Origin of the sequence: Methylobacterium sp. Leaf94 (assembly GCF_001426045.1) — a bacterium.
GTDB lineage: Bacteria > Pseudomonadota > Alphaproteobacteria > Rhizobiales > Beijerinckiaceae > Methylobacterium.
This window is the reverse complement of sequence record NZ_LMRM01000008.1, coordinates 51,924-78,132: the sequence shown is the minus strand read 5'-3', so window position 1 is coordinate 78,132 and position 26,209 is coordinate 51,924. Positions and strand designations below refer to the sequence as shown.

Sequence of the window (26,209 nt, the reverse complement as noted above, 5' to 3'; positions counted from 1 at the left end):
TCCGCTCCCGCCCCCCAGGTTTCAGAACGGCGCCAGGGTCTCGAAGACCTGCTGGCCGAAGGTCGGCGCCTGCACCTCCGAGATGCGGCCGCGCCCGCCATAGGAGATGCGCGCCTCGGCGATCTTGTCGTAGTCGATGGTGTTCTTGCGTGAGATGTCCCGCGGCCGGACGATGCCCGCCACGGTCAGCACGCGGACCTCGTTGTTCACCCGCACCTCCTGCGAGCCGCCGATGACGACGTTGCCGTTGGGCATCTGCTCGGTGACGATGGCGGCGACCTGGAGGCGCAGCACCTCCGAGCGGTCGATGTTGCCGGCGCCCTTGGTCTCGGTGGAGGAGCGGATGCCGGCATCCGCGGTGGCCGTGTCCTTCAGGGCCGAGACGCCGTAGCCGAAATCGAAGCCGAGGCCCGACTTCTGGCTGCGCGAGCGGTCGCTCGAATTGCCGAACTGCGCCTTGTCGTCGATGAGGATCGAGACCGTGATCACGTCGCCGATGTTGCGGGCGCGTGGATCCTGGAACATCTCGGCGCTGCCCGGCGCCCAGGTCGAGTGGTAGGTCCGGCGCCCGAGGGAGCCGTAGGTGGTCGGCAAGGCCTCGCGTGGCGGCTGCAGGCCGGTGCCGATCGGCGTCAGCAGCGGCGCCTGGCCGATCCGGTCCACCGGCGTGTTGCAGGCGCCGAGGGCGGGCGCCGCCAGCACCAGGATCAGGCCGGCCCGGAACGTGTTGGGAAGCATCAGGATTTCTCGCTCGTGCGGGGCTTCTTGCCCGGCTCGGTCTTACCCGCGCCGGTCTTGCCCATCTCGGTCATCATGCGGGCCAGCTGCGCGGCGCGCGCGGCCTCCATCTCGCTCAGGATCGCGCTCGCGTTCCGGGCGTTGAGCTTGGTCAGGATCGCAGCGGCGCCCTCGTCGGGCATGTTGGCGAGCTGGAGCGCGGCGGCATCCGCCCGCATCTTGGTGTAGATCGCCACCACGCCCTCGTCGGCCTTGGCCAGGAAGGCGTCGCGGCGGGCGAGCCAGGTCTCGTACTCGGCGCGCTTGGCCTCCAGGGCGGCGATCCGCTCCTCGACCTGCCTCTCCAGGGTTGCCAGCTGCTCCTTCTGCCAGGCGAAGCGGGCGTCGGCGGCGGCGTCCGCGATGCTGGCGCAATAGGCCGGTGGCTTCGGCGCGGGCTTGACCGGCTCCGGCTCGGAGGCCCGGACCTCGGCGACCTGCGCCGGTTCGGCGGGCTTCACCTCGGACGCCTTGGCCTCGGACGCCTTGGCCTCGGATGCCTTGGCTTCGATCGCCCCCGTGGTCTCGATCGGCTGGGACACCACCGTGACGGGCTCGGCCGGGCCGACCGGTGGGATGACGCCGGCGACGGGCTTGTCTGCCACGGGCTTGGCCGCGACGGCGAGGCGGGGCGTGGCCGGCTTCGCCGCGGCCTTCGGGAGCGGGCCCGGGTTCATCCCCGAGATCGCCGGTCGGCCGCCCTCGACGGCGCCGGCCGGGCCGAGGCCGAAGGCGGCGAGCGCCAGGACGCCGACGAACAGGAGGCCGACGAACAGCAGGACCCGCAGCGCCATCAGGGCGAGCCAGCGGGCGGGCCGGGTCAGGCCGGGCGTGCGCACGACGAGGCGGGCCGCCGCGCCCGGCAGGGGATGGCCGTTGGCCGCGCTCATTGCACCACGAGCTCCGCCTGAAGCGCCCCGGAGGTCTTCACCGCCTGGAGGATCGAGATGATGTCGCTGGGCTTGAGGCCGACGTTGTTGAGGCCGCGCACCAGGGTCTGGAGGTCCGAGCCGCCGATGATCGCCATCCGGCCGGACTGCTCGTTGACCGCCACCTCCGTGCGCGGCACCACCGCCGTCTGCCCGTTGGAGAACGGCGCCGGCTGCGAGACTTCGGGGGCCTCCGTCACCCGCACCGTGAGGTTGCCGTGCGTCACCGCCACGGTGGAGATCTGGACGTTGCGGCCGATCACCACCGTGCCGGTGCGCTGGTCGACGACGACGCGGGCCGGGGTGTCGGGGTTGACGGTGAGGTCGCCGATCTCGGCCACGAACCGGGTCTGGGCGATGTTGCTCGGCCGCATCAGGGCGATGGCGCGCTGATCCCGCGGGGCCGCGACCCGGCGGTTGAAGCGCGCCAGCGCGTAGGCGTTGATGGCGTCGGCCACCATGGTGGCGGTCTTGAAGTCGGGGTTCTTCAGCTCGAACACGAGTTCCGGCAGGTCCCGGAAGGTGCCCGGCACCTCGCGCTCGATCAGGGCGCCGTTGGGGATGCGCCCGGCCGTCGGCACGCCCTGGGTCACCGTCTCGGCCTGGCCGCCGACGCTGAAGCCCGAGACCGCGAGGGGCCCCTGCGCGGCGGCGTAGGTCAGGCTGTCGCCGCCCATCAGCGGCGTCATCAGCAGGGTGCCGCCCTTGAGGGAGGTGGCGTCGCCCAGCGAGGTCACGGTGACGTCGATGCGCGAGCCGGTGCCGGTGTAGGGCGGCAGGTCGGCGGTCACCATCACGGCGGCGACGTTGCGGGTGCGCAGGCGGGCGTCGCGGACGTTGATGCCCATGCGATCGAGCATCGACTGCAGGGATTGCTCGGTGAACTGGGCGTTGCGCAGGGTGTCGCCGGTGCCCTGCAGGCCGGTGACGAGGCCGTAGCCCACGAGCTGGTTGTCGCGCACGCCCTTGAGGGTGGCGATGTCCTTGATCCGGGTGCCGGCCAGGGCGGGCGCGGGCAGGGCCAGGAGGAGGGCCGCGGCGAGAGCCGGGAGCTTGGCGAGGATTCTGGCCAGGAGGCGGTGCATCAATGGTCCCCGGTCCGGATTCGGCCGTCGGCCATCACGGTGCCGAGCACGATGCGGTTGGTGTCGGTGTTGCGCACGCGGATGACGTCGCCGAGGCCGCCGTTCTGGAGCGGCGCGCCGACGGCGGTGATGAGCAGGCCCTGCTCCTCGAACACGATCTGCGTCGGGGTGCCCCGGCTGACGAGGCGGGGATCATCGATGGCGTTGACCGGCACCGGCTCGCCCGGGAGCAGCATCCGCTTGGCGACGCGCCCGGAGATCGCCAGGGCGGCGTCGACCACGGCGGTGCGGGCCTTGAAGCTCTCCGGATAGGCCTGCATCCGCAGCATCGACGGCTTGATGGTGTCGCCGGGATAGATCGTCACCGTCGGCACCGGCAGCATCAGGTCCTCGGCCGCGGCCGGCCCGGCCAGCAGCGCGAGCCCGACGGCGGCGAGGCGGCACCGGCTGCGCGGGGAAAGGCCCGGAAGGTGAATACCCATGACGTTGTCGCGCCCTTGGAGAATGCCCGAACGGGCGGCCACGGCCCCGGCGGAGAGCCGGTGCCGCCCGTCGCCGCCGCGCGGAGGTGGGGGTATGGGGCTCAGGCGGCGGCGCCGCCCGACGCGCTTAGCGGATGCCCTTGGAGATCGTTCCGGCCATCTCGTCGGCGGCCTGGATCACCTTCGAGTTCATCTCGAAGGCGCGCTGGGCCGTGATCATGTTGGTGATCTCCTTGACGGGATCGACGTTCGAGCTCTCCAGGTAGCCCTGCTGCAGCTTGCCGAAGCTCGGGTCGCCGGGCACGCCGGTGACGGGGGCACCGGAGGCCGCGGTCTCGCGGTAGAGGCCGTTGCCGAGGGGCTCCAGGCCGGCATCGTTGGCGAAGTTCGCCAGGGTGATCTGGCCCAGGTTCTGCGCCTGCACCTGCCCGTCCACCTTGGCGAAGACCTGGCCCGACTGGTTGATCACCACGTCGACGGCGCCGTTGGGGATGAGGACCGCCGGGTCGAGGGCGTAGCCCTCCAGGGTGACGATCTGGCCGGTGTTGTTGCGGTTGAAGGCCCCGGCGCGGGTGTAGTTGATCTCGCCGTTGGGGTTGGTGATCTGGAAGTAGCCCCGGCCGTTCACCGCGAGGTCGAGCTGGTTGGCGGTGTTGGCGAGCGGCCCCTGGCGGTGCAGGTTGCGGATGGCGGCGGTGCGCACGCCGAGGCCGAGCATCGCGCCTTCCGGCACCGGCTCCTGGCCGGCCTGGTTGGGCACGCCCTGCTGGCGCTCGGCCTGGTAGAGCAGGTCGGTGAACTCGGCCCGCGCCCCCTTGAACCCAGTGGTGTTCAGGTTGGCGATGTTGTTGGCGATGACCTCGAGGTTCATCTGCTGGGCGTTCATGCCCGTGGCCGCGATGGCGAGCGCTCTCATGGTGTCCCGGTCCCGTCGAAGCGTTTGGCAGGGTTGTCCACGCGATCCATCGTCAGATCGGCATGCGGCTGAGCTCGAGATAGGCGGCGACCACCTTGTCCCGGACGGCGATGGCGGTCTGCAGGCTTTGCTCGGCCGACATCACCGCCTCGACCACCTGCTGCGTCGAGGCCTTGCCCTGGATGCCCGAGATGGCGGTGGCCTCGCCGGTGCGCAGGGAGGTGCGCAGCCCCCCGGCGAGCTGCGCCATGACGTCCCCGAAATCGGTGGCGGGACCGGCCGTGGCGGCCGCCGGGATCACGGGGAAGCTCGTGCGCGCCAGCGGCGCGGCCGAGTCGGTGCGGGTGATGCCGGCGGCCCGGTCGAAGGCGGCGAGCGAGGTGAGGGCTTCGATCATCGCGGGTCTCAGGTTCTCAGGAGGTCGATGACGCTGGCGACCATGGCGCGGGCCTGCTTGATCACCTGGACGTTGGCTTCGTAGGAGCGGTTGGCCTCACGGATGTCGGCCATCTCCACCAGCACGTTGACGTTGGGCATCTTCACGTTGCCCTCGGCATCGGCCGCCGGGTTGCCGGGGTCGCGCTCGATGCGGAACGGCGCGTCGTCGGTGCCGATCCGCCGCAGGGCCACGGTGGGGCCGCCCGCGGCCCGGTCCAGGGCGGACCGGAAGGTCACGGTCTTGCGGGCATAGGGGTCCGCCCCGGGGCCATCGCCGACGGATTGCGCGTTGGCGACGTTCTCGGCGGCGATGCGCAGGCGCAGGGACTGCGCCTCCATGCCGGCGCTGGCGAGGCGGGTGGAGGCGGCGAGGGGGTCGATCATCAGCTCTTCACCGCCGCCTTGAGCATCCGGTCGAAGGCCTTGACGATGCCCATGTTGAGGTTGTGCTCGCGGCTGACCTCGCCGGCCTTGAGCATCTCCTGCTCCAGGCTCACCGAGCTCGAGGTCGAGAGCGCGTCCCAGGCCTCGGCGGCCGAGACCGGCTTCGTCGGGATGCGGCCCTCGACGGAGGTGACGTGGGCGCTTTCCGTCAAGGCCATGCCGGCGGAGGCCGTGCGCGCCATCACCTCGGAGAACGGCACCACGTCGCGCGCCTTGTAATCGGGCGTGTTGGCGTTCGCGACGTTGCTCGCGATGGTCGACTGACGCACCGCGAGGTAGCGCGCCTGCTGCGAGGCCAAGTCGAAGAGGTAGACGCCTGTCACGGCCGGCTCCGGTCCCGATCATTCATGACCGAAGCTTTAGGGAGCCTATCTTGTCCGAGGCTGACGGGGGCGGCGCGCGCCGGCCGCCGCTCAGCGCGCCTCCGCGTTCGCCTCGAGGTCCCGGCCGCGGGTCTCGGGCATGAGGAGGGCCGCGATCGTGCCCACGATGCTGAAGGCCACGAGGTAGTAGGCCGGGGCCAGCTTGTCGCCCGAGACGGCGATGAGCTTGTTCACGAGGTAGTTCGTGCTCCCCCCGAAGATCGAGACCGAGAAGGCGTACACGATGGAGAGGCCGGCGCTGCGCACCGCGCGCGGCAGGGCTTCGGGAATCGCCACGATGATCGCCGCCGCGTTGATCGAGGACAGGGCCGAGAGCAGGAAGGTCACGGCGTAGACCGACGGGCCGGTCGGGTCGCGCACGAGCCAGGCGAAGGCCGGCACGGTCAGCACGACGATGAGCGCCCGGGGCCAGATCATCACCGGGCGCCGGCCGAACCGGTCGGCGAGCCAGCCGCCGAGGAGCGGGAAGGCGATGGAGGCGAGGCCGAGGGCGATCGGCACGGCGGTGGAGACCGTCTCGGTGAGCCCGAGGGTGGCCTGGGCGTAGACCGGCATGTTGGTGCCCACCGCGTTGGAGACGGTGGAGGCCGCGATGACGAGGAAGGTCAGGACCAGCATCCGGCCGTGCTCGCGCACCAGGCGCCGGACCACCGCGCGCGTGGACTCGGCCGCGGCCGGGTCGGCGCGCTCGCCGGCGGTCTCGGGCAGGTGGCTGCGGATGATCAGGCCGACGGGGACGACGCCGATGCCCAGCGCGAACATCACCCGCCAGCCCCAGCTGGCCATGGCGTCGTCGCCAACCGCGTAGGTCAGGGCCGAGGCCACCAGGCCGGCGATCAGCGCGGCGCAGCCCTGGCTGGCGATCTGCCAGCTCGCCACGAAGCCGCGCTGCTGCCCCGGCGCGGCCTCCAGGAGGTAGGCGGTGGAGGGGCCGACCTCGCCCCCCAGCGCGAGCCCCTGGATGAGCCGGCCCACGATGACGATGACCTGCGACCAGCCCCCCAGGGTGGCGTAGCCGGGGGCGGCCGCCAGCATCACCATGCCGATGGCCATCAGCGCGATGGTGATCAGCATGGCGGGCTTGCGTCCCGCCCGGTCCGCGAAGGCCCCGATGAGGATGCCGCCGATGGGCCGCATGACGTAGCCGATGCCGAACAGGGCCAGGGAGGCGAGCAGGCTGTCGGTGGCGTTCTGCGAGGGGAAGAACGCCTCCCCGATGGGTTTGGCGAAGAAGGCGTAGATGGTGAAGTCGTAGAACTCGAGGGCGTTGCCGAGCACCACGGCGGCGACCGCCTTGCGTTCGAGGCGCGGGGGCCCCTCGGTGGTTCCGGTCGTGGGCATCGTCGTGTCCTCGTGGGTGTCCGCGGCCGGGCTCATGGCACCGGCACGTCCTGCGTCAGGGCATCGATGGAGAGCAGGTAGCCCAGCAGCGCCTCCTGGTCGGCGGGGCCGAAGCCGGCCGCGGCATCGACCCAGTAGGGGTGCCCCTCGCCCGTCACGCGCGCCGTGCGTGCGGTGGCGGAGGCGCGGTTGGCGGCCACGACCCGCCCGCGCAGGTCCCGGTCCACCAGGGCCCGCAGGCTGTTGCGCGGGTCCGGCGCGAGGCCGCTTTCCAGGGTGCCGGGCACGCCGAGCTGGCCGGCGGGGTCGGTCCCCACCGCCACGCCGCCATCGTGCAGGTAGGGCGCCGACCAAGCGAGGCCGACGAGGTTCGGGACCTTGTAGCCGCCCTCGATGCCGGCATGGGCCCAGCCGAGCCGGACCTGCTTCAGGGCCTCGCCCTCCAGGCTGATCGGCACGATCCTGGGATCGGCCGGCAGGGGGAACGGCGTGTCGGTCGCGAACATCGACGGCGGTGCGAGGTGCGCCTCCATCTTGGCCCCGGCGCGGGCCCGGGTCGGCTCGGTGCCGATCTCGCCCACGGGCACGATCCGGTTGTTGGTCAGCGCCGGGCCGGCATGGCAGCCGGCACAGCCGGCCCGCGCGAACACCGCGCGGCCGGCCTCGGCCCCAGCCTTCGGGGCGGCCGGCGGACGCAGGAGGTTCTGGAAGGCCGACATGGCGTTGTTGGCGAAGTTCGCCGGCTCCCCGGCCGCGGAGGCGAACAGCCCGTTGTCGGTCATGTAGTTGGTCGCCGGAAAGCTCGGCAGGACGGCGTAGCGGTTGAGGCCGGGCGAGCCCGGCGTCGGGTCGAAGGCGGCCAGGATCGCACTCGGCCGCGTGGCTTTCGTCGGGTCGTAGCGCAGGGCCGGGTTCACCGCCCCCTGGAACAGGATGCCGAGGTAGAGGTCCGGATCGAGGCCGAACAGCCAGGGCGCGGCGGCGGCGAGCTGGGTCGTGTCGGAATTGGCCGCGTGCACGTTGTTGTTCAGGGACGACAGCCCGTGGAAGGGCCCGACCGCCTCGCGCCCGCTCCAGCTGTAGGGCTCGCCGTAGGCCGAGAAGCTCGACGGGATCGAGGTCGGGTTCGTCACCCGGTCGGCGGAGGAATCGAAGCTGCCCGGCGGCCAGCTCGCGACCTCGACCTTGGCCGCCGCCTCCAGCTTGTCCCGGTCCGGCAGCACCGCGGTCCCTCCCCCGGCGGTCGGGATCGTGCGGGACGGATCGCCCGCGACGGCCGCGAGGTCGACGCTGCCGTGCATGAAGTAGGCGGAGGCGTTGGCCGAGAGGGCGAGGAGCAGCCCGGCATTGAGGTCGGCGTTCGGCGCCCCCTCCACGACCTTGCCGGATCGGGGATCGACCGCCGCGTGGCAGAGGGCGCAGGTGATGCCGAGGCGCAGGTGGCCCCGGTCGTAGAAGGTCTTCAGACCGATGATGCCGAGGCCGCCCTTTTCGACGTCGAGGCCGGTCGAGACCAGGTCGCCCTTGCGCCACTGGCGTTCGCCGATCCGCACGTCCTGGGCGACGCGGACCTGGAGGTTGTGGGTGGCCGTCCCGCCCAGCAGCAGCACGGCGCGGGCGACCTCGTAGGGCGTCAGGGCGCCGTCGAGCATCCCCATCACGTCGGTGAGGAAGACCTCGTTCCCGAAGGTCTCGGTGTAGAAGGCCTCCCGCCCGCGCGCGATGACGGCTTCGTCGATGGCGAAGGCGCCGGCCTCGGGCGACAGGGTCCGACGCCCCGCCTCGGTGGTGCGCAGGGTCGCGGCCTCCTCCCGGCCGATGCGGCGCCCGAGCACGTCGTAGGCCGTCGAGATCGGGTAGCGGTCGGGGTTCGCGAGGGACTCCCGCGACGGCGTCGGCGCGTAGCTGAAGCGGCCGAAGCCGGCGAGGCCGGCCCCGGCGGCGAGGAGGACGAGGGAGCCGACGAGAAGGGAACGGGAACGCATGCCGAGGGGGTGTCTCCGGCCTGCAGGGGCCGGCGGACAACGAGTGCCGACGGCCAAGGTTCGATGACGGATGCGCGAGGGGCCGCGCCGCGCCGATCGGGTCTGCGGGACCGCACGGGGTCCGGCCCCTCGGAACCGGCGATCCCTGCGGGCGCTTGCTCCCCCGGGCGGGCCATCCGTCCGGTCGGGAGGACAGCCATGTCGCATGACACCGAAACGCATCAAGCCCTGCTCAGCGCCCTCAAGGCCTCCCAGGGTCGGTCCGACGGCGCCTTCGAGAAGGCCGTCACGGACGCCTTCGCGCATGTCTTCGAGCATCTCGAGCGCCTGAACGCCGTAAGCGGGCCGGACGAGGACCGGCCCCTGCACCCCGGCGAGTCGCCGACCCTGCGCTGAGTCCGCCCCGCGACGGATCCGGCGCCGGGGCGAGACCGGGCCGGCGACGCCTCGGGCCCCCTGCGGCGGGCGCGGAGCTAGCCGCGCCCCGACGACCCCCGGACTACCAGCCGGCCGCTCAGGGTGACCTTGCGGACGGCCTCGCCCGGCGCCTTCAGCCGGTCGAACAGCAGGGCCATCGCCTGGGCGCCGATCTGCGCCACCGGCTGCTCGATCACCGTGAGACCGGGCTCCACCAGGTCGGTCCAGGGGTCGTTGTCGAAGCCCGCGAGGCCGAGCTGGTCCGGGACCGCGAGGGCGAGCGTGCGCGCGGCGCGCACCGCGCCCATCAGCGTCAGGCCGTTCGACAGGATCAGCGCGTCGGGCCGGTCCGGCTCGGCCAGCCAGCGGGTGAGCGTGGCCTCGGCCGCCTCCGCGGTGGGCGGCGCCACGCGGGCCAGGGGCTCGGCGCCGCGATGCCGGAGCGCCGCCTCGTAGGCGGCCTGCCGCTCCTGCGCGGTGGAACTGGTCGAGCCAAACAGCCCCCCGATCCGGCGATAGCCGCGCTCCCAGAGATGATCGACCAGGGCGCCGGTGGCCGCCGCGTTGTCGAGGACGACGCTGTCGTAGGTCCCCGCCGGGCCGGTGCGGTCGATGAAAACCACCGGCACGTCGAGGCTGTCGGCCTTGAGCGATTCCGCCGTTCCGCGCGTGGGCGCGAAGATCACGCCGGTGACGCGCTCCTCCTCCATCAGCCGGAGGTACAGGCGCTCGCGCTCCGGATCCTCGTCGGTGTTGCACAGGATCACCCGCATGCCGGCGGCGTAGGCCGCGTCCTCCACCGCCCGGCTCACCGCCGTGAAGAACGGATTGCGGATATCGGCGACGATCAAGCCGATGGTCTGCGTCGATTGCGAGCGCAGGCGGCGCGCGGACAGATTCGGGCGATATCCGGTCGCCCGAACCGCTGCCTCGACCTGCTGGCGCAGGACGTCGCTGACCGGCCCTCGACCGAGAGCTCGGGAGACCGTGGCCGTCGAGACACCGGCGGCGCGCGCCACGTCACGAATACTGGCACTCATCTGGCGGATAACGTTTTCAGCGTCATGACGTCGTTCTGGCATCCCGTCCCACCATCGGCAAGCGGCGATACGGCATTATTGCGCCGAATCGCGTTGACACCGATTGTGAAAACGTTTTCATAGTGCCAACGAGCATTTTAACAACCGTTTTTCCGGGAGGAGCACGCCATGCTCGCGCCGACGCCGATCCTACCTCCGCGCCTGCTGATCCAGCTGGGCGCGGCCCCGGTCAGCAAGGAAGCGGCGATCCGCGCGGCGGCCCAGCTCCTCGTCGCGTCCGGCTGCATCGATGCGCCCTACGAGGCCAGCATGCTGCGGCGCGAGGGCGTAGCGAACACCTATCTGGGCCACGGCGTGGTCATCCCGCACGGCATGGTCGACGACCGTCACCACGTCCGCGCCAGCGGGCTGGCGGTCCTGCAGGTTCCGGGCGGGATCGAATGGCACGACGGCCAGGTCGCCCACCTGGTGGTCGCCATCGCGGCGCAGTCGGACACCCACATCACCATCCTGCGCCGCCTCACCCGGCTCATCCAGGACGAGGCGCGCCTCGCCGCCCTGCGCATTACCACCCGCAAGGAGGAGATCGCCGCGGCCCTCACCGAGGACGCGCCCGCCCCCGGCGCGGCCGGCCCGGCCGGCGACCTCAGGCAGCGCTTCGACTGGACCGTCGACTATCCCACCGGCCTCCACGCCCGCCCGGCCGCCCACTGGGTCGAGACGGCCCGCACCTGTCCCGCCCGGATCCAGGTGCGCCACGGCGCCGAGGTGGCCGACGCCAAGAACCTGATCGCCCTGCTCCAGCTCGGCCTGCGCTGCGGCGACGGGGTGACGATCTCGGCGGAGGGCGACGACGAGGCCGGCGCCCTCGCCCGGATCTGCGCGGCGGTGACGGGCCTGAGCGCGGGGGAGAAGGCCGCCGCCAAGGCCGCGGCGGACGCCGCCGCCCGGGCGGCCGGCCCGGTGGCCGGCTGGAATCCCGCCGATGCGCCGCGGGTGCTGGCGGGCCTCGGCGCGAGCCCCGGCCTCACCATCGGCCCCATCCACGTACTGAGCCAGACGGAGGTCACGGTCCGGGACGAGCCCGAGCCCCTGACCTCCGGCGGCGACCGCCTGCACGCCGCCCTCGCCGCCACCGAGGGCCAGCTCCGGGCGCTGGCGGACGACACCGAACGCCGCCTCGGCAAGACCGATGCGGGCATCTTCCGGGCCCAGGGCGAGCTCATCGCGGACACGGACCTGATCACCCTGGCCTGCCAGCTGATGGTGGAGGGCCACGGGGTCGCCTTCGCCTGGAACCAGGCGGTGGAGCGGATGGCCGGCCGGCTCTCGGCCCTGGGCAATCCCGTGCTGGCCGCCCGCGCGGCGGACCTGCGCGACGTCGGCCGGCGGGTGCTGGCGCAGATCGACCCGTCGCTCAAGAGCGGCCACGACCTGCCGGACGTACCCTGCATCCTCATCGCCCCCGATCTCGCCCCGTCCGACACCGCGGGCCTCGATCCCACCCGGGTGATCGGCCTCGCCACGGCCCAGGGCGGCCCGACCTCGCACACCGCGATCCTCGCCCGCACCCTCGGCATTCCCGCCCTGGTGGCGGGCGGCGCCACCCTGCTCGCCCTGGAGAACCACACCCCCGCGATCCTCGACGGCGGCACCGGCCGGCTCTACCTCGATCCGAGCGCCGCCGACCTCGCCTCCGCCCGGGACTGGAGCGCGCGCCAGCGCGCCAAGGCCGAGGAGGAGGCCCGCGCGCGCGCCCTGCCCGCCCGCACCCGGGACGGGCACGCGGTCGCCATCGGGGCCAACGTCAACAATCCCGAGCAGGTGCCCTTTGCCCTGGACCAGGGCGCGGAGGGCGTGGGCCTGATGCGCACCGAGTTCCTGTTCCTCGAGCGTGGCGACACGCCCACCGAGGACGACCAGTACGCCACCTACCGGGCGATGCTGGACGCCCTCGCCGGCCGTCCCCTCATCGTGCGCGCCCTCGACATCGGCGGCGACAAGCAGGTGGCCCACCTGCACCTGCCCCGTGAGGAGAACCCCTTCCTGGGCGTGCGCGGCGCCCGGCTGCTCCTGCGCCGGCCCGACCTGATGGAGCCGCAGCTGCGGGCCCTCTACCGGGCGGCGAGGGATGGAATTCCCGCCGATGCGGCCACCGGCAAGGAGGCCCCCCTGTCGATCATGTTCCCGATGATCACCTCGGTGCCGGAGGTGCTCGCGCTCCGGGCCCATTGCGACCGCATCCGGGCCGAACTCGACGCGCCGGAACTGCCGCTCGGCATCATGATCGAGGTGCCGGCCGCCGCGATCCAGGCCGACGCCCTGGCCCGGCACTGCGATTTCTTCTCGATCGGCACCAACGACCTGACGCAATACGCCCTGGCCATCGACCGCCAGAACACCGAACTCGCACCGGAGGCCGATTCCCTGCATCCGGCGGTGCTGCGCCTGATCCACCTGACCTGCGAGGGCGCCGCCCGGCACAAGCGCTGGGTCGGCGTCTGCGGCGGCATCGCCGGCGATCCGTTCGGCGCCCGCCTGCTCGCCGGCCTCGGGGTCGACGAATTGTCGATGACCCCGCGCGACGTGGCCTCCGTGAAGGCGCGCCTGCGGGCGAGCGAGATGGGCGCCCTGCGGGCCCTGGCCGCCCGGGCCTGCGCCCAGGAGGACGCGGCCGCGGTCCGGGCCCTGGCCGTCCTCCTCGACGGAGAGCCCGCATGACCCGCGTGGTCACCCTCACCCTCAACCCGGCCCTCGACCGGACCGTGATCCTCGACATCCTCCGGCCCGGCCACGTCCACCGGGCGCGCAGCACCCGCTCGGATGCGGGCGGCAAGGGCGTCAACGTCGCCGCCTGCCTCGCCGACTGGGGCGTGCCGGTGGCCGCCGCCGGCCTGCTCGGCCAGGACAATGCCGGGCCGTTCGAGGCCCTGCTCGCGGCCAAGGGCATTGCGGATCGCTTCGTCCGGATCCCGGGCGAGACCCGGACCAACCTGAAGCTGGTCGACGGCACCGGCGGCGACACCACCGACATCAACCTGCCGGGGCTCGCCGTCGAGGCCGGCACCCTCACCGCCGTCCGGGCGATGCTGCGCGAGGCCGTGGAGCCCGGCACCCTGGTGGTGCTGGCCGGCAGCCTGCCGGGCGGCGTGGCTCCGACGATCTACGCGGAGATCGCCGCCGAGCTGCGGCCGCTGGGCGCCCGCCTCGTCCTCGACGCGTCCGGCCCCGCCCTGGCGGCGGCCCTGGCCGCCCCGGCCGCGGCCCTGCCCTTCGCGGTCAAGCCCAACCGGCACGAGCTCGAGGAATGGGCCGAGCGGTCCCTGCCGGATCTGGCCGGGGTGGCGGCGGCGGCCCGGGGCCTGGTGGCCCGCGGCATCCCCCTGGTGGTGGTCTCGCTCGGTGCCGAGGGGGCGCTGTTCGCCAGCGCCGACGGCACGGACCTGGCCCATCCGCCCGCGACCCGGGTGACCAGCACGGTGGGCGCGGGCGACGCCCTCGTGGCCGGCCTCGTGGCGGGCCTGCAGGCGGGCCTGGACCGGACCGCCACCGCCCGGCTCGCCCTGGCCTTCGCGGCCGGCAAGCTCGGGCTGGCGGGCGCCAACCTGCCCGCCCGCGACACGGTCCTGGCCCTCGCCGCGGCGGTACGGGTGGAGCCCCTCACGGCCTCGGCCTGAGGCACGGACCTTCGACGCAGCACGACGACGCACCGGCGGGCCGGGACGCGCCGCAAGGTGAGGAAACCATGGGGAGGAAGCCATGACGCAGGTGCTCGCAGTGGTGGGCGGTGGGGATCTCGGCCTGCACGCGGTGCTGGCCGGCGAGGCCCTGCGCGAGGCGGCGGGCCGGCGCAACCAGCCCCTGGACCTGGAACTGCGCGGCAAGGGCGTGCCCGGCACCGCCCTGAGCGCCGGCGCCATCGCCCGGGCCGACGCGGTGCTGCTGGTGGGCGAGGGCGACCTCGACGAGGGGCGCTTCGGGGCCATGCGCCGGGCCCGGATCCGCATCGAGGACGTGCTCACCGACGCCCACGCGGTGCTCGACCGGTTCCTCGGGGGGGCGGGCGAGGCGGCCGCGGCGACGGACGGGGCGCCGAGCGGACGCCGGCGGATCGTCGCCATCACCTCCTGCCCCACCGGCATCGCCCATACCTTCATGGCCGCCGAGGGCATCCAGGCGGCGGCCGAGGCCCTCGGCTACGCCGTCCGGGTCGAGACGCAGGGGTCGGTGGGCGCCCGCGACGCCCTGACCGCCGAGGAGATCGCGGCGGCCGACCTCGTGCTGATCGCCGCCGATACCGGGGTCGACCGGACGCGCTTCGCCGGCAAGCGGCTCTACGCCACCAACACCAAGGCGGCGATCCGCGACGGCAAGGGCTTGCTGGCCACGGCCTTCGCCGAGGCGCAGCGCCAGCCCGACGCGGGGACCACCGCGGCGGACGGGTCGGCCCGTCAGGCGGCGGCGGAGGAGAAGAAGGCGGGCGCCTACAAGCACCTGATGACCGGCGTCTCGTTCATGCTGCCCTTCGTGGTGGCGGGCGGCCTGCTCATCGCCCTGGCCTTCGCCGTCGGCGGCATCGACGCGATGAAGCCCGACCACGCCGGCACCCTGGGCTTCGCCCTGGGGGAGATCGGCGCCAAGGCGGCCTTCGCGCTCATCGTTCCGGTGCTGGCCGGCTACATCGCCTTCTCCATCGCCGACCGGCCCGGCATCGCGCCGGGGATGATCGGCGGCATGCTCGCCGCCAACCTGCAGGCGGGCTTCCTCGGCGGCATCGCGGCGGGCTTCATCGCCGGCACCACCACCGCCTTCCTCAATCGGCACATCCGCCTGCACCGGAACCTGGAGGGCCTGAAGCCGGTCCTGATCCTGCCGCTGCTGGCCACCGCCGTCACCGGCCTGCTCATGGTCTACGTCGTCGGCGTGCCCGTGGCGGCGATCCTGGCGGCGCTCACGGACTGGCTGCGCAGCATGCAGGGGGCGAGCGCCGTCGTGCTCGGTCTGGTGCTCGGCGGCATGATGGCGGTGGATATGGGCGGCCCGGTCAACAAGGCCGCCTATGCCTCCGCCGCCGCGCTGATCGCATCGGGCATCACCGCGCCCATGGCCGCCGTGATGATCGGCGGGATGACGCCCCCCCTGGGGATCGCGCTCGCCACCCGCCTGTTCCCCGGACGCTTCTCGCAGGCCGAGCGCGAAGCCGGCGGCGCGGCCGCGGTGCTCGGCGCCGCCTTCGTCACCGAGGGGGCGATTCCCTTCGCAGCGGCCGATCCCCTGCGGGTGATCCCCGCGATGGTGGCGGGCTCGGCGCTGGCCGGCGCCGTGGCGCTCAGCCTCGGGGTCGAACTGAAGGTGCCCCATGGCGGCCTCTTCGTCCTGCCGATCCCCAACGCGGTGACCAACGTCCCCGGCGCCCTGATCGCCCTGGTGGTCGGCACCCTCGTCACCGGGCTGCTCGTCGGCCTGCTCAAGACGCGCGCCGCCTGAGCCCGGCCGTCCCCCCTCCGTGGGGGAGGAACCCGCGCCGGGGCTGCGAACGATCGGACTACGACCACCCAACCCGGCACCAAGACCGGCCACGCGAACACCACGGACCATGAGGGGACGACAGATGGGCACGGGATTGAAGACGGCTGCCATCGGCCTGGGACTGGTAACGCTGACGCTCGGATCGCAGGCACAGGCGCAGGATGCGGCCACCGCCGGGTTCGGCGTTCCCGACACGGCTCAGCGCCCGGCGCTGCGCTCTCCGGGTCGATTGCCGCCCCGTCCCGACGGCCAGGACATCACCGGAGCGCAGAGCGCGGCCGGGGCGGCGGACACCCTGGGCCAGAGCGCGACGCCCGCCACCCTGCCCACCGGCGTGTTCGACCTCGGCCACGGCCTCACCCTCAGCGCCAACTACACCGGCCAGGCCGCCGCCAATCCCGTCGGCGGCATCCGCCAGGGCCGCGCCTATGCCGGGCAGCTGTTCTTCGGCATCGATGCCGACCTCGACCGCATCGCCGGCCTCGCCGGAGGCGCCCTCCACATCGCCGTCACCAACCGCCACGGCGACAACCTCGCGGGCGACTTCATCGGCAACAACACCTCCGTTCAGGAGATCTACGGCGGCGGACAGACCACCCGCCTCACCCTGCTCAGCTACGAGCAGAAGCTCTTCGACGACCGCCTCGTGGTCGAGTTCGGCCGCCTCGTGGCCAACATCGCCTTCCTCAACTCGCCGCTCTACTGCAACTTCCAGTCCAATTCCGCCTGCGGAAACCCGACCTTCGTCTTCAAGACCTCGAACTTCACCTTCTGGCCCGTCTCCAGCTGGGGGGCCCACGCCAAGGCCTGGCTCACCGACCGCATCTTCGTCCATGCCGGCGTCTACGAGGTCAATCCCCGCCACCAGCAGCCCGGCGACAACGGCCTCGACCTCTCCACCCGCGGCGCCACCGGCGCGGTCCTGCCCTTCGAGCTCGGCTACTCCACCACCTTCGCCAACGACCCCCTGCCCCGCAACTACGGCATCGGCGGATGGTACGACGTCTCCGACTACGCCGACCCCGTGCGCGACATCACCGGCCAGCGTGCCGTCCTCACCGGCCTGGCCCCCGCCACCCGCTTCGGACGCTGGGGCGTCTATGCGCGCTTCGACCAGATGGTCTGGCGCCCCGATCCCGGCGCCGTCCAGGGCCTGACCCTGTTCGGCGTGGCCATGGCGGGCACCTCCGGGCGCCTCGTCGAGGACTACTTCCTCGAGATCGGCGCCCTCCAGACCGGCACCTTCGCGGGCCGGCCCTTTGACACCCTGGGCTTCGTCGTCAACACCCAGCGCTTCTCGCCCCTGGCCCTGTCCAACATCGCCGCCGTCCAGGGCACCCTCGGCCTCGACCGCGCCCTGCCCCGCCAGCAGGTCATGATGGAGTTCAACTACGGCATCCAGGTCACCCCCGCCGTCCGCCTCACCCCCAACCTCCAGTACATCATCAACCCCGACCAGACCCGTTTCCCCGCCTACCCAAAGAACATCCCCGATGCCCTCGTCGTCGGCGCCAAGCTCTCCGTCGACCTCTTCACCCTCGCGGGCCTCGCCACAGGACCCGGGGCGTACTGACGCGGCGGCTCCGGGGATCGGGTCCCGTGGGCCTGCGCATCGCCTGCGGCGGCCGGGACCTTCTCAGGCCCGCTCCGCCGAAGGCTCCGGCATGCGCGTGAGGAGGAGCGCCGAACCGATGCCGATGGCCGCCGAGACGAGGAACGCCGCCGTGAAGCCGCTCCAATCGACGATGCTCCCGGCCAGCACGTTCGAGAGGGCGATGGCGACGCCCTGGACCGTGGCGATCACCCCCGAGGCGAGGTTGTAGCGGGCCTTGTCCTCCATGAGGTCGGCGATCACCAGGGGCTTGATGGCGCTGTAGAGGCCGGTGCTGACGCCCTCCAGGCCCTGCACCGCGAAGAGCCAGATCGCGTCGTCCGACAGGGTGTAGAGCAGCGCGCGCACCGGCAGCATCGCGAAGGCGAACAGGAGGATCGGTTTCCGGCCCCAGCCGTCGGCGAAGCGCCCGACCAGGATGGCCATGGGCAGCATCACCGCCTGCGCCGCCACGATGGTCGTCGAGGTGATGGCGGCCGACCAGGTCTCGTGGGCCAGGGAGATCTTCTGCGCGACCAGGGAAGCCATCGGCCCGTTGGCGAGCTGGAACAGGAAGATCGCGGCGGCGAAGACGAGGAGCGGGCGATTGCCGAGGAGCACCTTGAAGGCGGCCCCCGAGCGCGGCTTCGGCTTCCCCCCCTCGGCGAGCTCCCGCCCGACGATGTCCCGGGGAATTGACAGGACCGCCGCGGCGGCCGCGAACGACAGGGCCGGCACGAGGAAGAACACCGCCCGGTCGGGAAAGCCGTAACCGACCAGCGCGATCAGGACGGCGATGACGACGTTGCCGGCCCGGTACCAGGCGCTGTTGCGGCCCATCCGGCGCGACAGGCGCGCCTTCGGGAAGATGCCGAGGGTGAGGCCCGCGATGGTCGGGGTGAAGCTGCTGCCCGCCGCGGTCAGGACCGTGAAGGCGAGGAGCACCGGCCAGAATTGCGGCCAGAGCGCAATGACCACCGCCCCGGCGGAGGCCGCCATCAGAGCGGCCACGATGGCCCAGCGCTTGTCGCGCGCGCGGTCGATGACGGCCCCGAGGGGGGCCTGCAGGCCGACGCCGACGAGCCCCGCCAGGGTCGTCACGAGGCCGACCGTGGTCGCGCTCCATTCGCGGTGCACCAGCAGGAAGACGTTGAGATAGGGCCGCAGCCCGCCATTCACGTCGACCAGGGTGAGGTTGAGCAGGTCGAACTTGCGCGGATGCAGGTCCTTCGCGATGCCCGCCTCGTCTTGTCCCTCATCTTGGCCGCCGTCTTGTTCCGCCCTGTGCGCCATCGCTCTGTGTTGCCCGTTCCGGTCCCGCTGTGACCGGATGTGACGTCCCGGCGGTCGTTGTGTTCCCGGGCGGGCGGCATCGGGAGGACGACGAGGGGGTCGGGCATGGTCGCCCCCAGGCGCGCATGGCGCGACCCGCCACGGCGGAGGCCGGGCGGGTCGGTGTGAGATCTTGTCGGTCGGGAACGGCTCAGAGGTTGAGGAGGGACTGGGCCGAGCCGACGAGGGTGAAGACGAGTCCGCCGGCGAAGGCGGCGATCATGGCGTAGGAGAAGCCTTTCAGCAGCATGGGGGTCTCCTCGGGGTGTCCGGTCGGGTTGGGGTGTCCGATCAGCAGCGGNCCGGCGAAGGCGGCGATCATGGCGTAGGAGAAGCCTTTCAGCAGCATGGGGGTCTCCTCGGGGTGTCCGGTCGGGTTGGGGTGTCCGATCAGCAGCGGTTTCCGCCCGAGGTCTGGCCGTACTGCTGGGTGGGGAAGTTCTGCTGGTTGGCGTTGCCCTCGGCGGCCGAGCTCATCGGACAGCTGTAGGGGTTTCGCAGGGGGGCGACGCTGTGAAACTCGAGCGAACCGGTCGTTTCGACGTCGGAGGGCGAGAAGGCGGTGTAACGGGACGGCCTTTCGAAAGCCATGGCGGACGAGATCGGAGCAACGCCGAGGACGAGGGCGGCGGCGAGGGCGGCGATACGGGTCTTCATTGTGGCTATCNCGGGACGGCCTTTCGAAAGCCATGGCGGACGAGATCGGAGCAACGCCGAGGACGAGGGCGGCGGCGAGGGCGGCGATACGGGTCTTCATTGTGGCTATCAGGCTCCTATACAGTGCGAACCGTTTTTCTTGGTTCGCTTCATCTGTCTGAACCCAATATGGGGCCTCGATCTCAGCCATGACGTGCGGCCAGGCACGTCGAGGACAGGATTAAACGGTGGGACCTGAGATGAGGGTTCGCCCCGTCTCGATGCATCATGAATACATCTTGGACAAAGGTGCCGTAAGTCTCTGAGGGCGGTCGGCCCGCGCCCCTCCGCCCGGCGCGGGCGCGGGCCACCGGACTAAAGCGTGGCGGGCAATCGTCTGACAGGAAGACGCTGGGTTGCCGGCCGCCGACCGGCGGCACCTGTCCCCGGGCAGCCGAGCCAGGGAGACATGCGTGATCCGCACCATCGCCAAGGCCCTCCGTCCGACCACCCGCCGCCGGCGCGGCGGCAAGATCCTTCTCGCCCTCCCGCTCCTGCCCCTCCCACTCCTGGCCCCGGCCCCGACCCTGGCGGGGTCCGCGGCCCAGCCGGGCCAGACCATCGGCCTCCCGGCCGGCGCCCAGCTCCCGGTGGGTCTCTACTTCGTCAACACGTCGAGCTTCGGGGTGCGCGACACGCGCCCGCTCGACTCGGAATCGAACGTCAACCTGCCGGCCTTCGTCTGGGCGACGCCCTGGACCCTGCTCGGCGCACGCCTGAACCTCATCGCGATCCAGCCCGTCGTCGCCTCGAGCCCCCGCGGCACGCCCTACCAGAGCGGCATCGGCCAGCCGCTGCTGGCCGGCCAGCTCGCCTGGAACCTCGGCAACAATTTCGGCGTCAGCTACCTCTTCGGCGGCTACCTGCCGATCGAAACCCGCTTCCTGACCCAGAACGCCTCCCTGAGCCACCGCTTCGCCGCCAGCTACACCGGGGACGGCCTGAACCTCACGGCCAACCTGCTCTACGGGATCTTCCTCGACCCCATCTCGCCGCAGGGCGGGGTCTATCCCGACTATCTCAACCTCGATCTCACCGCGACGAAGAAGTTCGGCAAATGGGAGGTCGGCCCCGTGGCCTTCGGCTCCACCGACCTGCCGACCCGGTTCCCCGGCTATCGCCGCCAGGGCCAGATCGCGGTGGGCGGCCTCGTCGGGTACAATTTCGGTCCGGTGAACCTGCAGGCCTACGTCACCCAGGACGTGGTCGAGCGCAATTACGGAGGCCGCGAGACCCGAGGCTGGCTCCGGGTCATCGTACCGATCTACAAGGAGAGCACCAACGCCGCCGCGCCCACCCTGCCGGTCGCGGGCCCGGGCCGGATCGCAGGCCGGTAGCCGCTGCCTGCGCGTGGTCTATTGAATTCTCTATGAATTCCTCAAGTCCACGTGCAGGCCGGGCCGGATAATCCATGACATTAATGTCAAGCAACACCGCGGAACATCAAGTTCGGAACAGACTTACAGCCGCACTGTGCCGCTCGTGAGCACATGACTGGAAGTCTCACATGAAAACCCTCGCCATGGTTCTGGCCTCCGGCCTGATGTTCGCCAGCTTTTCCCTCGGCTCGGCCTCGGCCGCTCCGGGCCTGACCCCGGCCGAGCGGATGCGTGCCAGCTCGTCGATCGGCCACGCGGGCAACTACAAGGCGCGCAAGGACCACATGCGCCATCGCGGCCATCGCCACGACGCGATCCACCATTCGCGCGCCCATCGCCTGCACCACACCCGCAACCGCCTGATGCACGGCGATCCGAACGCCCGCAATCCGATGCTGCCCGGCTACGCCCAGCAGCGCGGCAGCACCTCGGGCGGCCCGCGCTACTGAGGCCGCCCGCGCGGGACAAAGCCCCGAGGCGCCGTTCGTCGCCTTGCGCGGATTGTCCGGGGCGGCCCCGCGCCGCGCCGATGACCCGTCCGGCCCGGCCGGCCGGCGCATCCCATCGGATGGGGTGACGCCGGCCGGCCGCGTCGGCTAAGCACGGGGTCCGCGCGGCCCGGACGGCGGCGCCTGGCCGGCGTGAGCGAGGACCGGACCCGATGCCGCCGTGGCCGCCGAGCCTGCAGGACGCGCGCTGGCGGGTCGGCCTCTTCACCCTGCTCTACCTCTACCAGGGGCTCGTCGCCGGCTTCGCCCTGACGGCGCTGGCCAACCACTTCGCCGCCGTAGGCGCATCCACCGCGGAGGTCGGCCGCCACCTCGCCGTGGTCGGCCTGCCTTGGGTGCTGCAGCCCCTGCTCTGGGGGCCGGTGATCGACCGGGCGACACCCGACCGCATGGGGCCGCGCCGCCGCTGGCTCGTCCTCGCCCTGGCCGGCGCACAGGCGAGCCTCGCCGGCCTGCTCCTCCTCGGCAGCGCCCCGAGCCTCACGGCGGTCAGTCTCGTCCTCCTGCTGCACAGCCTGGCCGCCTCCCTGGCCGACACCGCCACCGACCGCCTGATCGCCGACAGCGTGCCGGCCGGCGAACTGGGGCGCACCAGCGCGGCCACGCGGGCGGGCTTCGTCCTCGGCAGCGCGGCCGGGACCGCCCTCTTCGCCTGGGTGCTGGAAGCCGGGGGGTTCGCCGCGGCGGCGGGCGCCCTCCTCGGCCTGACCACCCCCATCGCCCTGGCAGCCGCGCTCGTGCGCGAGGCCTCGGGGGACCGGCTCCTCGCCTGGCCGCAGCGCGGGCCGGCCCGTGCGGCCGGACCGGGCCGGATCGCCGCGGCGGCCGCCTTCGCGCGCGGGCTCGCCGACGGCTTCCGGAGCCGCGACGCCGCGCGCCTGCTGGCGCTGTGCTTCGCCATCGACTTCGCCCTGGCGCTGTTCCAGGTGCCCTTCGCCGTCGCCCTGGTGCAGGTGCATGGCTGGGACGCGGGCGGACTCTCGCGCCTGCAGGCCCTGCTCGCCCTCCTGGGCGGAACCCTCGGGGCAGCGGGCATCGGCGCCTCCGTCGACCGCCTCGGCCCGGGGCCGGCCCTGCGCGCCCTCCTGGTCGCCTGCGCGGCGGCCTTCGGAATCGCGGGCGGGTTGATCGCGGCCGGGCTGGAGGCGGCCACGGGGCCCGTCATCCTGGGCCTCGCCAACGTCGTGCCGGCCCTCCTCTACGTCGCCCTGCTGCCGACCGTCCTCCTGGCGAGCCGGACCGGACGGGCCTCGGCCACGCAGTTCCAGATCTACATGGCGGCGATGAACCTCGGCGACGTCGCCGGCTCGGCGCTCGCCAGCGGCCTCGCCGCGGCGGTTCCCCCGAGCCTCGTCGCCCTCGGCGTCGCCCTGCTGTTCCTCCTCGGCACCCGCGTCGCCCGGGTGATGGGGGCACCACTGGCTGCGTGACCGCGAGATCAGGGAGCCGTTCACAAGGCGAGAACAGGGGAGCGCTGGCGGGACCCCGCGCCCCCTACCGTCCCGACGAACGTGCATTTTGTACCCGTGCCGGTCTCTACTCCTCCGGTCGACAGCACGTCGCCCTCCTCATCGCACCCCGTTTCCCGGCACGGGCCGGACCTGCGACATGGTCCGGCCAGGCGCCTTGCGAGGGCGTTCTCTAACGCCCTGCGCCCATTCCTGGGACGGCCGGGATTTCCGGAACGTCCGGTCGGGCATCCGGCACCGAGCCCCCGAGGATGCGGATCGCGACTGATCCCGCATCCCGGCTCCGCGCCGGCGCACCGTTCCAGCAGGCAGGCGCGATCGAAATTGGATCGCGGATCCGACCGATCAGAATGTTCCAGTCCGCGATCGCGTATCGCGAAGCCGACGGCAACGGTCCGGTTTTCCAGAGCCTTTCCGCTCTCGCGCAGGACCACCACCAAAATCCGCATCCGGGCCATACCGGCCTGACCGAAACCGCCGGTCGGAACCGGGCACCGGCTGTCGGGCATGCTGCCCCCTGAAGGCCGGCGGATGCTTGACACGGAGCGACCCGACCGCCTCAGTGGCGGCATCGCGCCGACACCGGGGCGCCCTGGACCACCACGTCGGCCAGACCGACTTACCCCCGCGCCGCACCCCGCCTTGCCGATGTCCCCTCCCCCCGCCTCCGCCCGGTCCGCCTCGTGAGCGAACCGAGCGCGCCCGGCCTTCGGGTCCTGCTGCCCGAGGCCGCCCGCTATGCCGGGGGCGCGCGCGTCGGGCCGGGGGAGAACGAGCATTGGGTTCAGGCCAAGAACCGCTGGTCGCGGGTGGTGCTGCCCTTCGGGGGGCTGATGCCGGAGGCGTGGTGCTGCCTCGGCTTCCGCCTCGCCTGGGCGGCGGAGGAGGCCGCCGGGTCCGCCCTCGACTTCGCCCTGGTGGGGATCGACTTCCTGGCCGAGGACGGCTCGAGCCTCGACTTCGACCACGTGCCCGGTCTCGACCGGACGCTCCTCGACCCGCATGGCACCTGGATCGCCGGCCCGGCCGCCCTGCCGCCCGAGACGCACGGGGCGCGGGCCGGGCGCCTCCAGCTCGCCTTCCGGGTCCCGGCCCCGGCCACCCGGATCACGGTGACGCTGCGCTCCTGGCGCAACAGCGCGCCGTTCGCAGTCTCGGAAGCGCGTCTCGCCCAGGGGACGGATCTGGCACCGTCGCCGGCCCTGATCCCCCGCGCCCGGCACCGCCTCGGGCCGGAGCCGGCCTGGCGCGACCACGCCCTGGTGCCGGGCTGCGGCCTCGTGCTGCGCGGCCAGCTCCACACGCCGCAGCCCGGCACCCACGCGGCGCTCGCCCGCATCGTCTACCGCGATCGGTCCGGGGCGGAGCTCGCCCCCCCCTATCCCGGGACCCTCTCGGTGCCGGGGCTCGGGGCCCTCGTCGACCTCTCCGCCCACCAGCAGGCCCGCCGCTTCACCCTGGAGCTCCAGCCCCCCGCCGGGGCGGCGCGGGTGGCGGTGGGCTTCGCCACCTGGGAGGCGGACGGGCCGGAGGCCGAGCTCCTCGCCCCCCCGGAGCTGGCCCTGGAGGACCGGATGCGGCTGGAGAGCCTCTGCGCCGACGACCTCCTCGCGGCCCCGGATTTCCTCGCCCGCCTGGCCGAGCGCTTGTCCCTGCCCGGGGCCGCCTTCGCGGGCTGGTGTCCGCAGCCCGAGGCGGTGGCCGCCGTGCCGGCGGTGCTCGCCCGCGCCCGGGCGATCCAGCGCGGCGAGGGCCACCGCGCCGCCGGCCTCGACCGGGCCCTGCGCCTCGCCGGCCAGCCCGCCTGGACCCTGCCGGAGGCGCCGGACTGGACCGAGGATCCCTTCCGCTCGGTGCCCTGGCGCCTGGAGTACCAGTCCCTGGCCTGGCTCGCGGCGCTGGCCGAGGCACCGGGCGGCGCGGCCACCGCCGTCGGCCTCGCCCTGTCCTGGTCGCGGGCCAACCCCTGGGGGGCGCCCACCGACGGCCTCGCCCTGCACCCGGCGGCCCTCGCCGCCCGCACCGAGACCTTGGTGCGGCTCCTCGCCCGGGCCGGCAAGCCCGGCGGCCCGGCCTCCCTCACCCTCACGGGCGAGGCGGTGCGGCACGGCTTCGCCCTCGCCGAGATTCTGGGCCAGAACACCTTCGGCCGCTCGATCCACCAACTCCAGGCGGCGGCGGCCCTGCGCATCGTCGCCCGCGCCCTGCCGCTGCTGCCGCTCGCGGCACACTGGCTCGCCCTGGCCGAGGCCGCCCTCGAGACCGGCCTCGCGCCGCTCCTCGACGCGGAGGGGCGGTTCTCCGACCCCGCCCTGCACCCGCGCCTCGAGCTCCTGACCCACCTGCGCGCCCTCGGGCTCGGCCTCGACGCCGACGACCCCGCCGAGTCGGCGCTCAGGGGCCGCCTCGACCGGCTCGTGGCGTCCGGGCTCCCGGCGGTCGCCGGTCTCCTCGATCCGACCGGGCGCCTGCCCCCGTTCGGGGACGCGCCCGCCGGCGAGGATGCCGCCGGCTGGATCGGGCGCCTCGGTGCGCAGGCGGGTCGCGCGCTCAGTGCGACGCGCTGGTCCGGAGACGCGCGACCGCGACGCGACCGTCCCGGTATACCACGCGTCACCCTGGAGCCCGCCGCGGGCCGCGTCGACCCGTCCTCGGGCATGATCGCGCAGCGCCACGACGCCCCCGGCCGCGGCTGGGGCCATTTCGCCTGCACCTTCGCCAGCCAGGGCCAGGGTCCCGGACCCGGCCACCGGGACGTCGGCTCCTTCGTCTACGCCTGCGAAGGGGTGCGCTGGATCGTCGAGGCCGGCGGGTCGAGCCAAGTCGAGAGCGGCGCCGCCCGCCACCACCTCCTCTCGGGGGCCGGCCACAACGTGGCGGCCCTCGACCAACGCGAACCGATGGCGGGGCCGGCCCTCTACCTCGGGGCCGAGCGCCTCATCGGCGCCACCGCCCACCGCCTCGCCACGCAGGTCCACGGTCCCGACGTCGCGCACCGGCGCGTTTTCCTCGTTCTCGACGACCTCTCCGGACTGGCGGTGTTCGACCGCTTCAGCGGGTCGGGCAGCCTCAGCTTCGAGGGCGCGGTCCACCTGTCGCCGGAGATCCTGCTGGCCCTGGCGGGTCCGCGCCGGGCCATGGCCCAGGCCGGGCGCCACCGGCTCTCGCTCTCCCCCGTGACGGTCGCCGGGCGCTGTGCCGGCCTGACTCTCCGCAACGGCTGCAACGCCCATCCGGGGGCCCTGCGGGGCTTCGTCGCCGCGGCCGCCGGCGGCCTTCAGCCGACGAGCGTGCTCGGCTACGCCTTCGCCGGTGCCGGCACGGTCTGCGGCGGTCTCGCCCTCGCGGCCGATGCCGATGCCGACCGGCGGCTCACCGCCCTCCTGGACGAGCCCGCCTTCGAGCGCCTGCTGGCGGAGGCGTGAGGCCCATCCTCGGGCACGGACTTCGCATGAGGAAGGGAGGTC

General features: G+C 72.9%; 23 protein-coding genes. 10 read left to right on the top strand and 13 right to left on the bottom strand.

Annotated features, from left to right (window positions below; genetic code table 11):
• Positions 1-21: 21 nt before the first annotated feature.
• The 10 genes from flgH to ASG63_RS06385 form a co-directional block, all read right to left on the bottom strand.
• Complete coding sequence (gene flgH / locus ASG63_RS06430) at positions 22-738, bottom strand: flagellar basal body L-ring protein FlgH (protein ID WP_056213253.1); 717 nt, start codon at positions 736-738, stop codon at positions 22-24.
• Positions 738-1,667, bottom strand: coding sequence for a hypothetical protein (locus tag ASG63_RS27005; RefSeq protein WP_244479828.1), 930 nt, complete (start codon positions 1,665-1,667; stop codon positions 738-740). Before ASG63_RS27005 ends, flgH begins: the two co-directional genes overlap by 1 nt.
• Positions 1,664-2,791 (bottom strand): flagellar basal body P-ring protein FlgI, encoded by a 1,128-nt coding sequence (gene flgI / locus ASG63_RS06420; RefSeq protein ID WP_056213251.1) that lies wholly within the window; start codon positions 2,789-2,791, stop codon positions 1,664-1,666. The genes ASG63_RS27005 and flgI overlap by 4 nt, the downstream gene beginning before the upstream one ends.
• Positions 2,791-3,273, bottom strand: coding sequence for a flagellar basal body P-ring formation chaperone FlgA (gene flgA, locus ASG63_RS06415; RefSeq protein ID WP_056213249.1), 483 nt, complete (start codon positions 3,271-3,273; stop codon positions 2,791-2,793). Before flgA ends, flgI begins: the two co-directional genes overlap by 1 nt.
• Before the next feature lie 127 nt (positions 3,274-3,400).
• Complete coding sequence (gene flgG / locus ASG63_RS06410) at positions 3,401-4,189, bottom strand: flagellar basal-body rod protein FlgG (protein WP_056213247.1); 789 nt, start codon at positions 4,187-4,189, stop codon at positions 3,401-3,403.
• 52 nt (positions 4,190-4,241) lie between these two features.
• Complete coding sequence (locus ASG63_RS06405) at positions 4,242-4,586, bottom strand: flagellar hook-basal body complex protein FliE (protein WP_056213245.1); 345 nt, start codon at positions 4,584-4,586, stop codon at positions 4,242-4,244.
• A gap of 8 nt (positions 4,587-4,594) precedes the next feature.
• Entirely contained in the window at positions 4,595-5,011 is a 417-nt protein-coding gene (flgC, locus tag ASG63_RS06400; RefSeq protein ID WP_056213243.1) for a flagellar basal body rod protein FlgC, read from the bottom strand.
• Positions 5,011-5,394: a flagellar basal body rod protein FlgB gene (gene flgB / locus ASG63_RS06395; protein ID WP_056213241.1), complete on the bottom strand. Its 384-nt coding sequence runs from the start codon at positions 5,392-5,394 to the stop codon at positions 5,011-5,013. The genes flgC and flgB overlap by 1 nt, the downstream gene beginning before the upstream one ends.
• Before the next feature lie 90 nt (positions 5,395-5,484).
• A complete protein-coding gene (locus tag ASG63_RS06390; protein WP_056213428.1) occupies positions 5,485-6,795 on the bottom strand; it encodes an MFS transporter in 1,311 nt (436 codons plus the stop codon).
• Positions 6,796-6,827: 32 nt separating this feature from the next.
• Entirely contained in the window at positions 6,828-8,780 is a 1,953-nt protein-coding gene (locus tag ASG63_RS06385) for a hypothetical protein (RefSeq protein WP_056213239.1), read from the bottom strand.
• A 198-nt stretch (positions 8,781-8,978) separates the two neighbouring features.
• On the opposite strand from ASG63_RS06385, the gene ASG63_RS06380 reads away from it, so the two are divergent.
• The gene (locus tag ASG63_RS06380; RefSeq protein ID WP_056213238.1) at positions 8,979-9,176 is read left to right on the top strand and encodes a hypothetical protein; all 198 of its coding nucleotides are present in this window, start codon (positions 8,979-8,981) and stop codon (positions 9,174-9,176) included.
• A 77-nt stretch (positions 9,177-9,253) separates the two neighbouring features.
• On the opposite strand, the gene ASG63_RS06375 is transcribed toward ASG63_RS06380, so the two are convergent.
• On the bottom strand, positions 9,254-10,237 hold the full coding sequence (locus tag ASG63_RS06375) for a LacI family DNA-binding transcriptional regulator (RefSeq protein WP_056213236.1): 984 nt from the start codon (positions 10,235-10,237) through the stop codon (positions 9,254-9,256).
• 168 nt (positions 10,238-10,405) lie between these two features.
• On the opposite strand from ASG63_RS06375, the gene ptsP reads away from it, so the two are divergent.
• The 4 genes from ptsP (at position 10,406) to ASG63_RS06355 (ending at position 17,339) form a co-directional block, all read left to right on the top strand.
• Positions 10,406-12,958, top strand: a complete 2,553-nt coding sequence (ptsP, locus tag ASG63_RS06370) for a phosphoenolpyruvate--protein phosphotransferase (RefSeq protein ID WP_056213234.1) — start codon at positions 10,406-10,408, stop codon at positions 12,956-12,958.
• The gene (gene pfkB / locus ASG63_RS06365) at positions 12,955-13,914 is read left to right on the top strand and encodes a 1-phosphofructokinase (RefSeq protein ID WP_056213232.1); all 960 of its coding nucleotides are present in this window, start codon (positions 12,955-12,957) and stop codon (positions 13,912-13,914) included. The genes ptsP and pfkB overlap by 4 nt, the downstream gene beginning before the upstream one ends.
• A gap of 82 nt (positions 13,915-13,996) precedes the next feature.
• Positions 13,997-15,724, top strand: coding sequence for a fructose-specific PTS transporter subunit EIIC (locus tag ASG63_RS06360; RefSeq protein ID WP_056213230.1), 1,728 nt, complete (start codon positions 13,997-13,999; stop codon positions 15,722-15,724).
• Between the two features lie 109 nt (positions 15,725-15,833).
• On the top strand, positions 15,834-17,339 hold the full coding sequence (locus ASG63_RS06355; RefSeq protein WP_244479827.1) for a carbohydrate porin: 1,506 nt from the start codon (positions 15,834-15,836) through the stop codon (positions 17,337-17,339).
• Positions 17,340-17,402: 63 nt separating this feature from the next.
• On the opposite strand, the gene ASG63_RS06350 is transcribed toward ASG63_RS06355, so the two are convergent.
• Complete coding sequence (locus tag ASG63_RS06350; RefSeq protein WP_056213226.1) at positions 17,403-18,650, bottom strand: MFS transporter; 1,248 nt, start codon at positions 18,648-18,650, stop codon at positions 17,403-17,405.
• 429 nt (positions 18,651-19,079) lie between these two features.
• Positions 19,080-19,346 (bottom strand): hypothetical protein, encoded by a 267-nt coding sequence (locus ASG63_RS06340; protein ID WP_056213221.1) that lies wholly within the window; start codon positions 19,344-19,346, stop codon positions 19,080-19,082.
• Between the two features lie 512 nt (positions 19,347-19,858).
• Between ASG63_RS06340 and ASG63_RS06335 the strand changes: the two genes are divergently transcribed.
• From ASG63_RS06335 to ASG63_RS06320, 5 genes are all read left to right on the top strand, one after another.
• Positions 19,859-20,722, top strand: coding sequence for a transporter (locus ASG63_RS06335; RefSeq protein WP_056213425.1), 864 nt, complete (start codon positions 19,859-19,861; stop codon positions 20,720-20,722).
• Positions 20,723-20,892: 170 nt separating this feature from the next.
• Positions 20,893-21,213, top strand: coding sequence for a hypothetical protein (locus tag ASG63_RS06330; protein ID WP_056213219.1), 321 nt, complete (start codon positions 20,893-20,895; stop codon positions 21,211-21,213).
• Between the two features lie 212 nt (positions 21,214-21,425).
• Positions 21,426-22,703 carry an MFS transporter gene (locus tag ASG63_RS06325; RefSeq protein ID WP_056213217.1) on the top strand — a complete coding sequence of 426 codons (1,278 nt, stop codon included), beginning with the start codon at positions 21,426-21,428 and terminating at the stop codon, positions 22,701-22,703.
• 290 nt (positions 22,704-22,993) lie between these two features.
• Positions 22,994-23,263, top strand: a complete 270-nt coding sequence (locus ASG63_RS25045; RefSeq protein ID WP_156394089.1) for a hypothetical protein — start codon at positions 22,994-22,996, stop codon at positions 23,261-23,263.
• A gap of 162 nt (positions 23,264-23,425) precedes the next feature.
• On the top strand, positions 23,426-26,167 hold the full coding sequence (locus ASG63_RS06320) for a heparinase II/III domain-containing protein (RefSeq protein WP_056213216.1): 2,742 nt from the start codon (positions 23,426-23,428) through the stop codon (positions 26,165-26,167).
• Positions 26,168-26,209 lie beyond the last annotated feature (42 nt).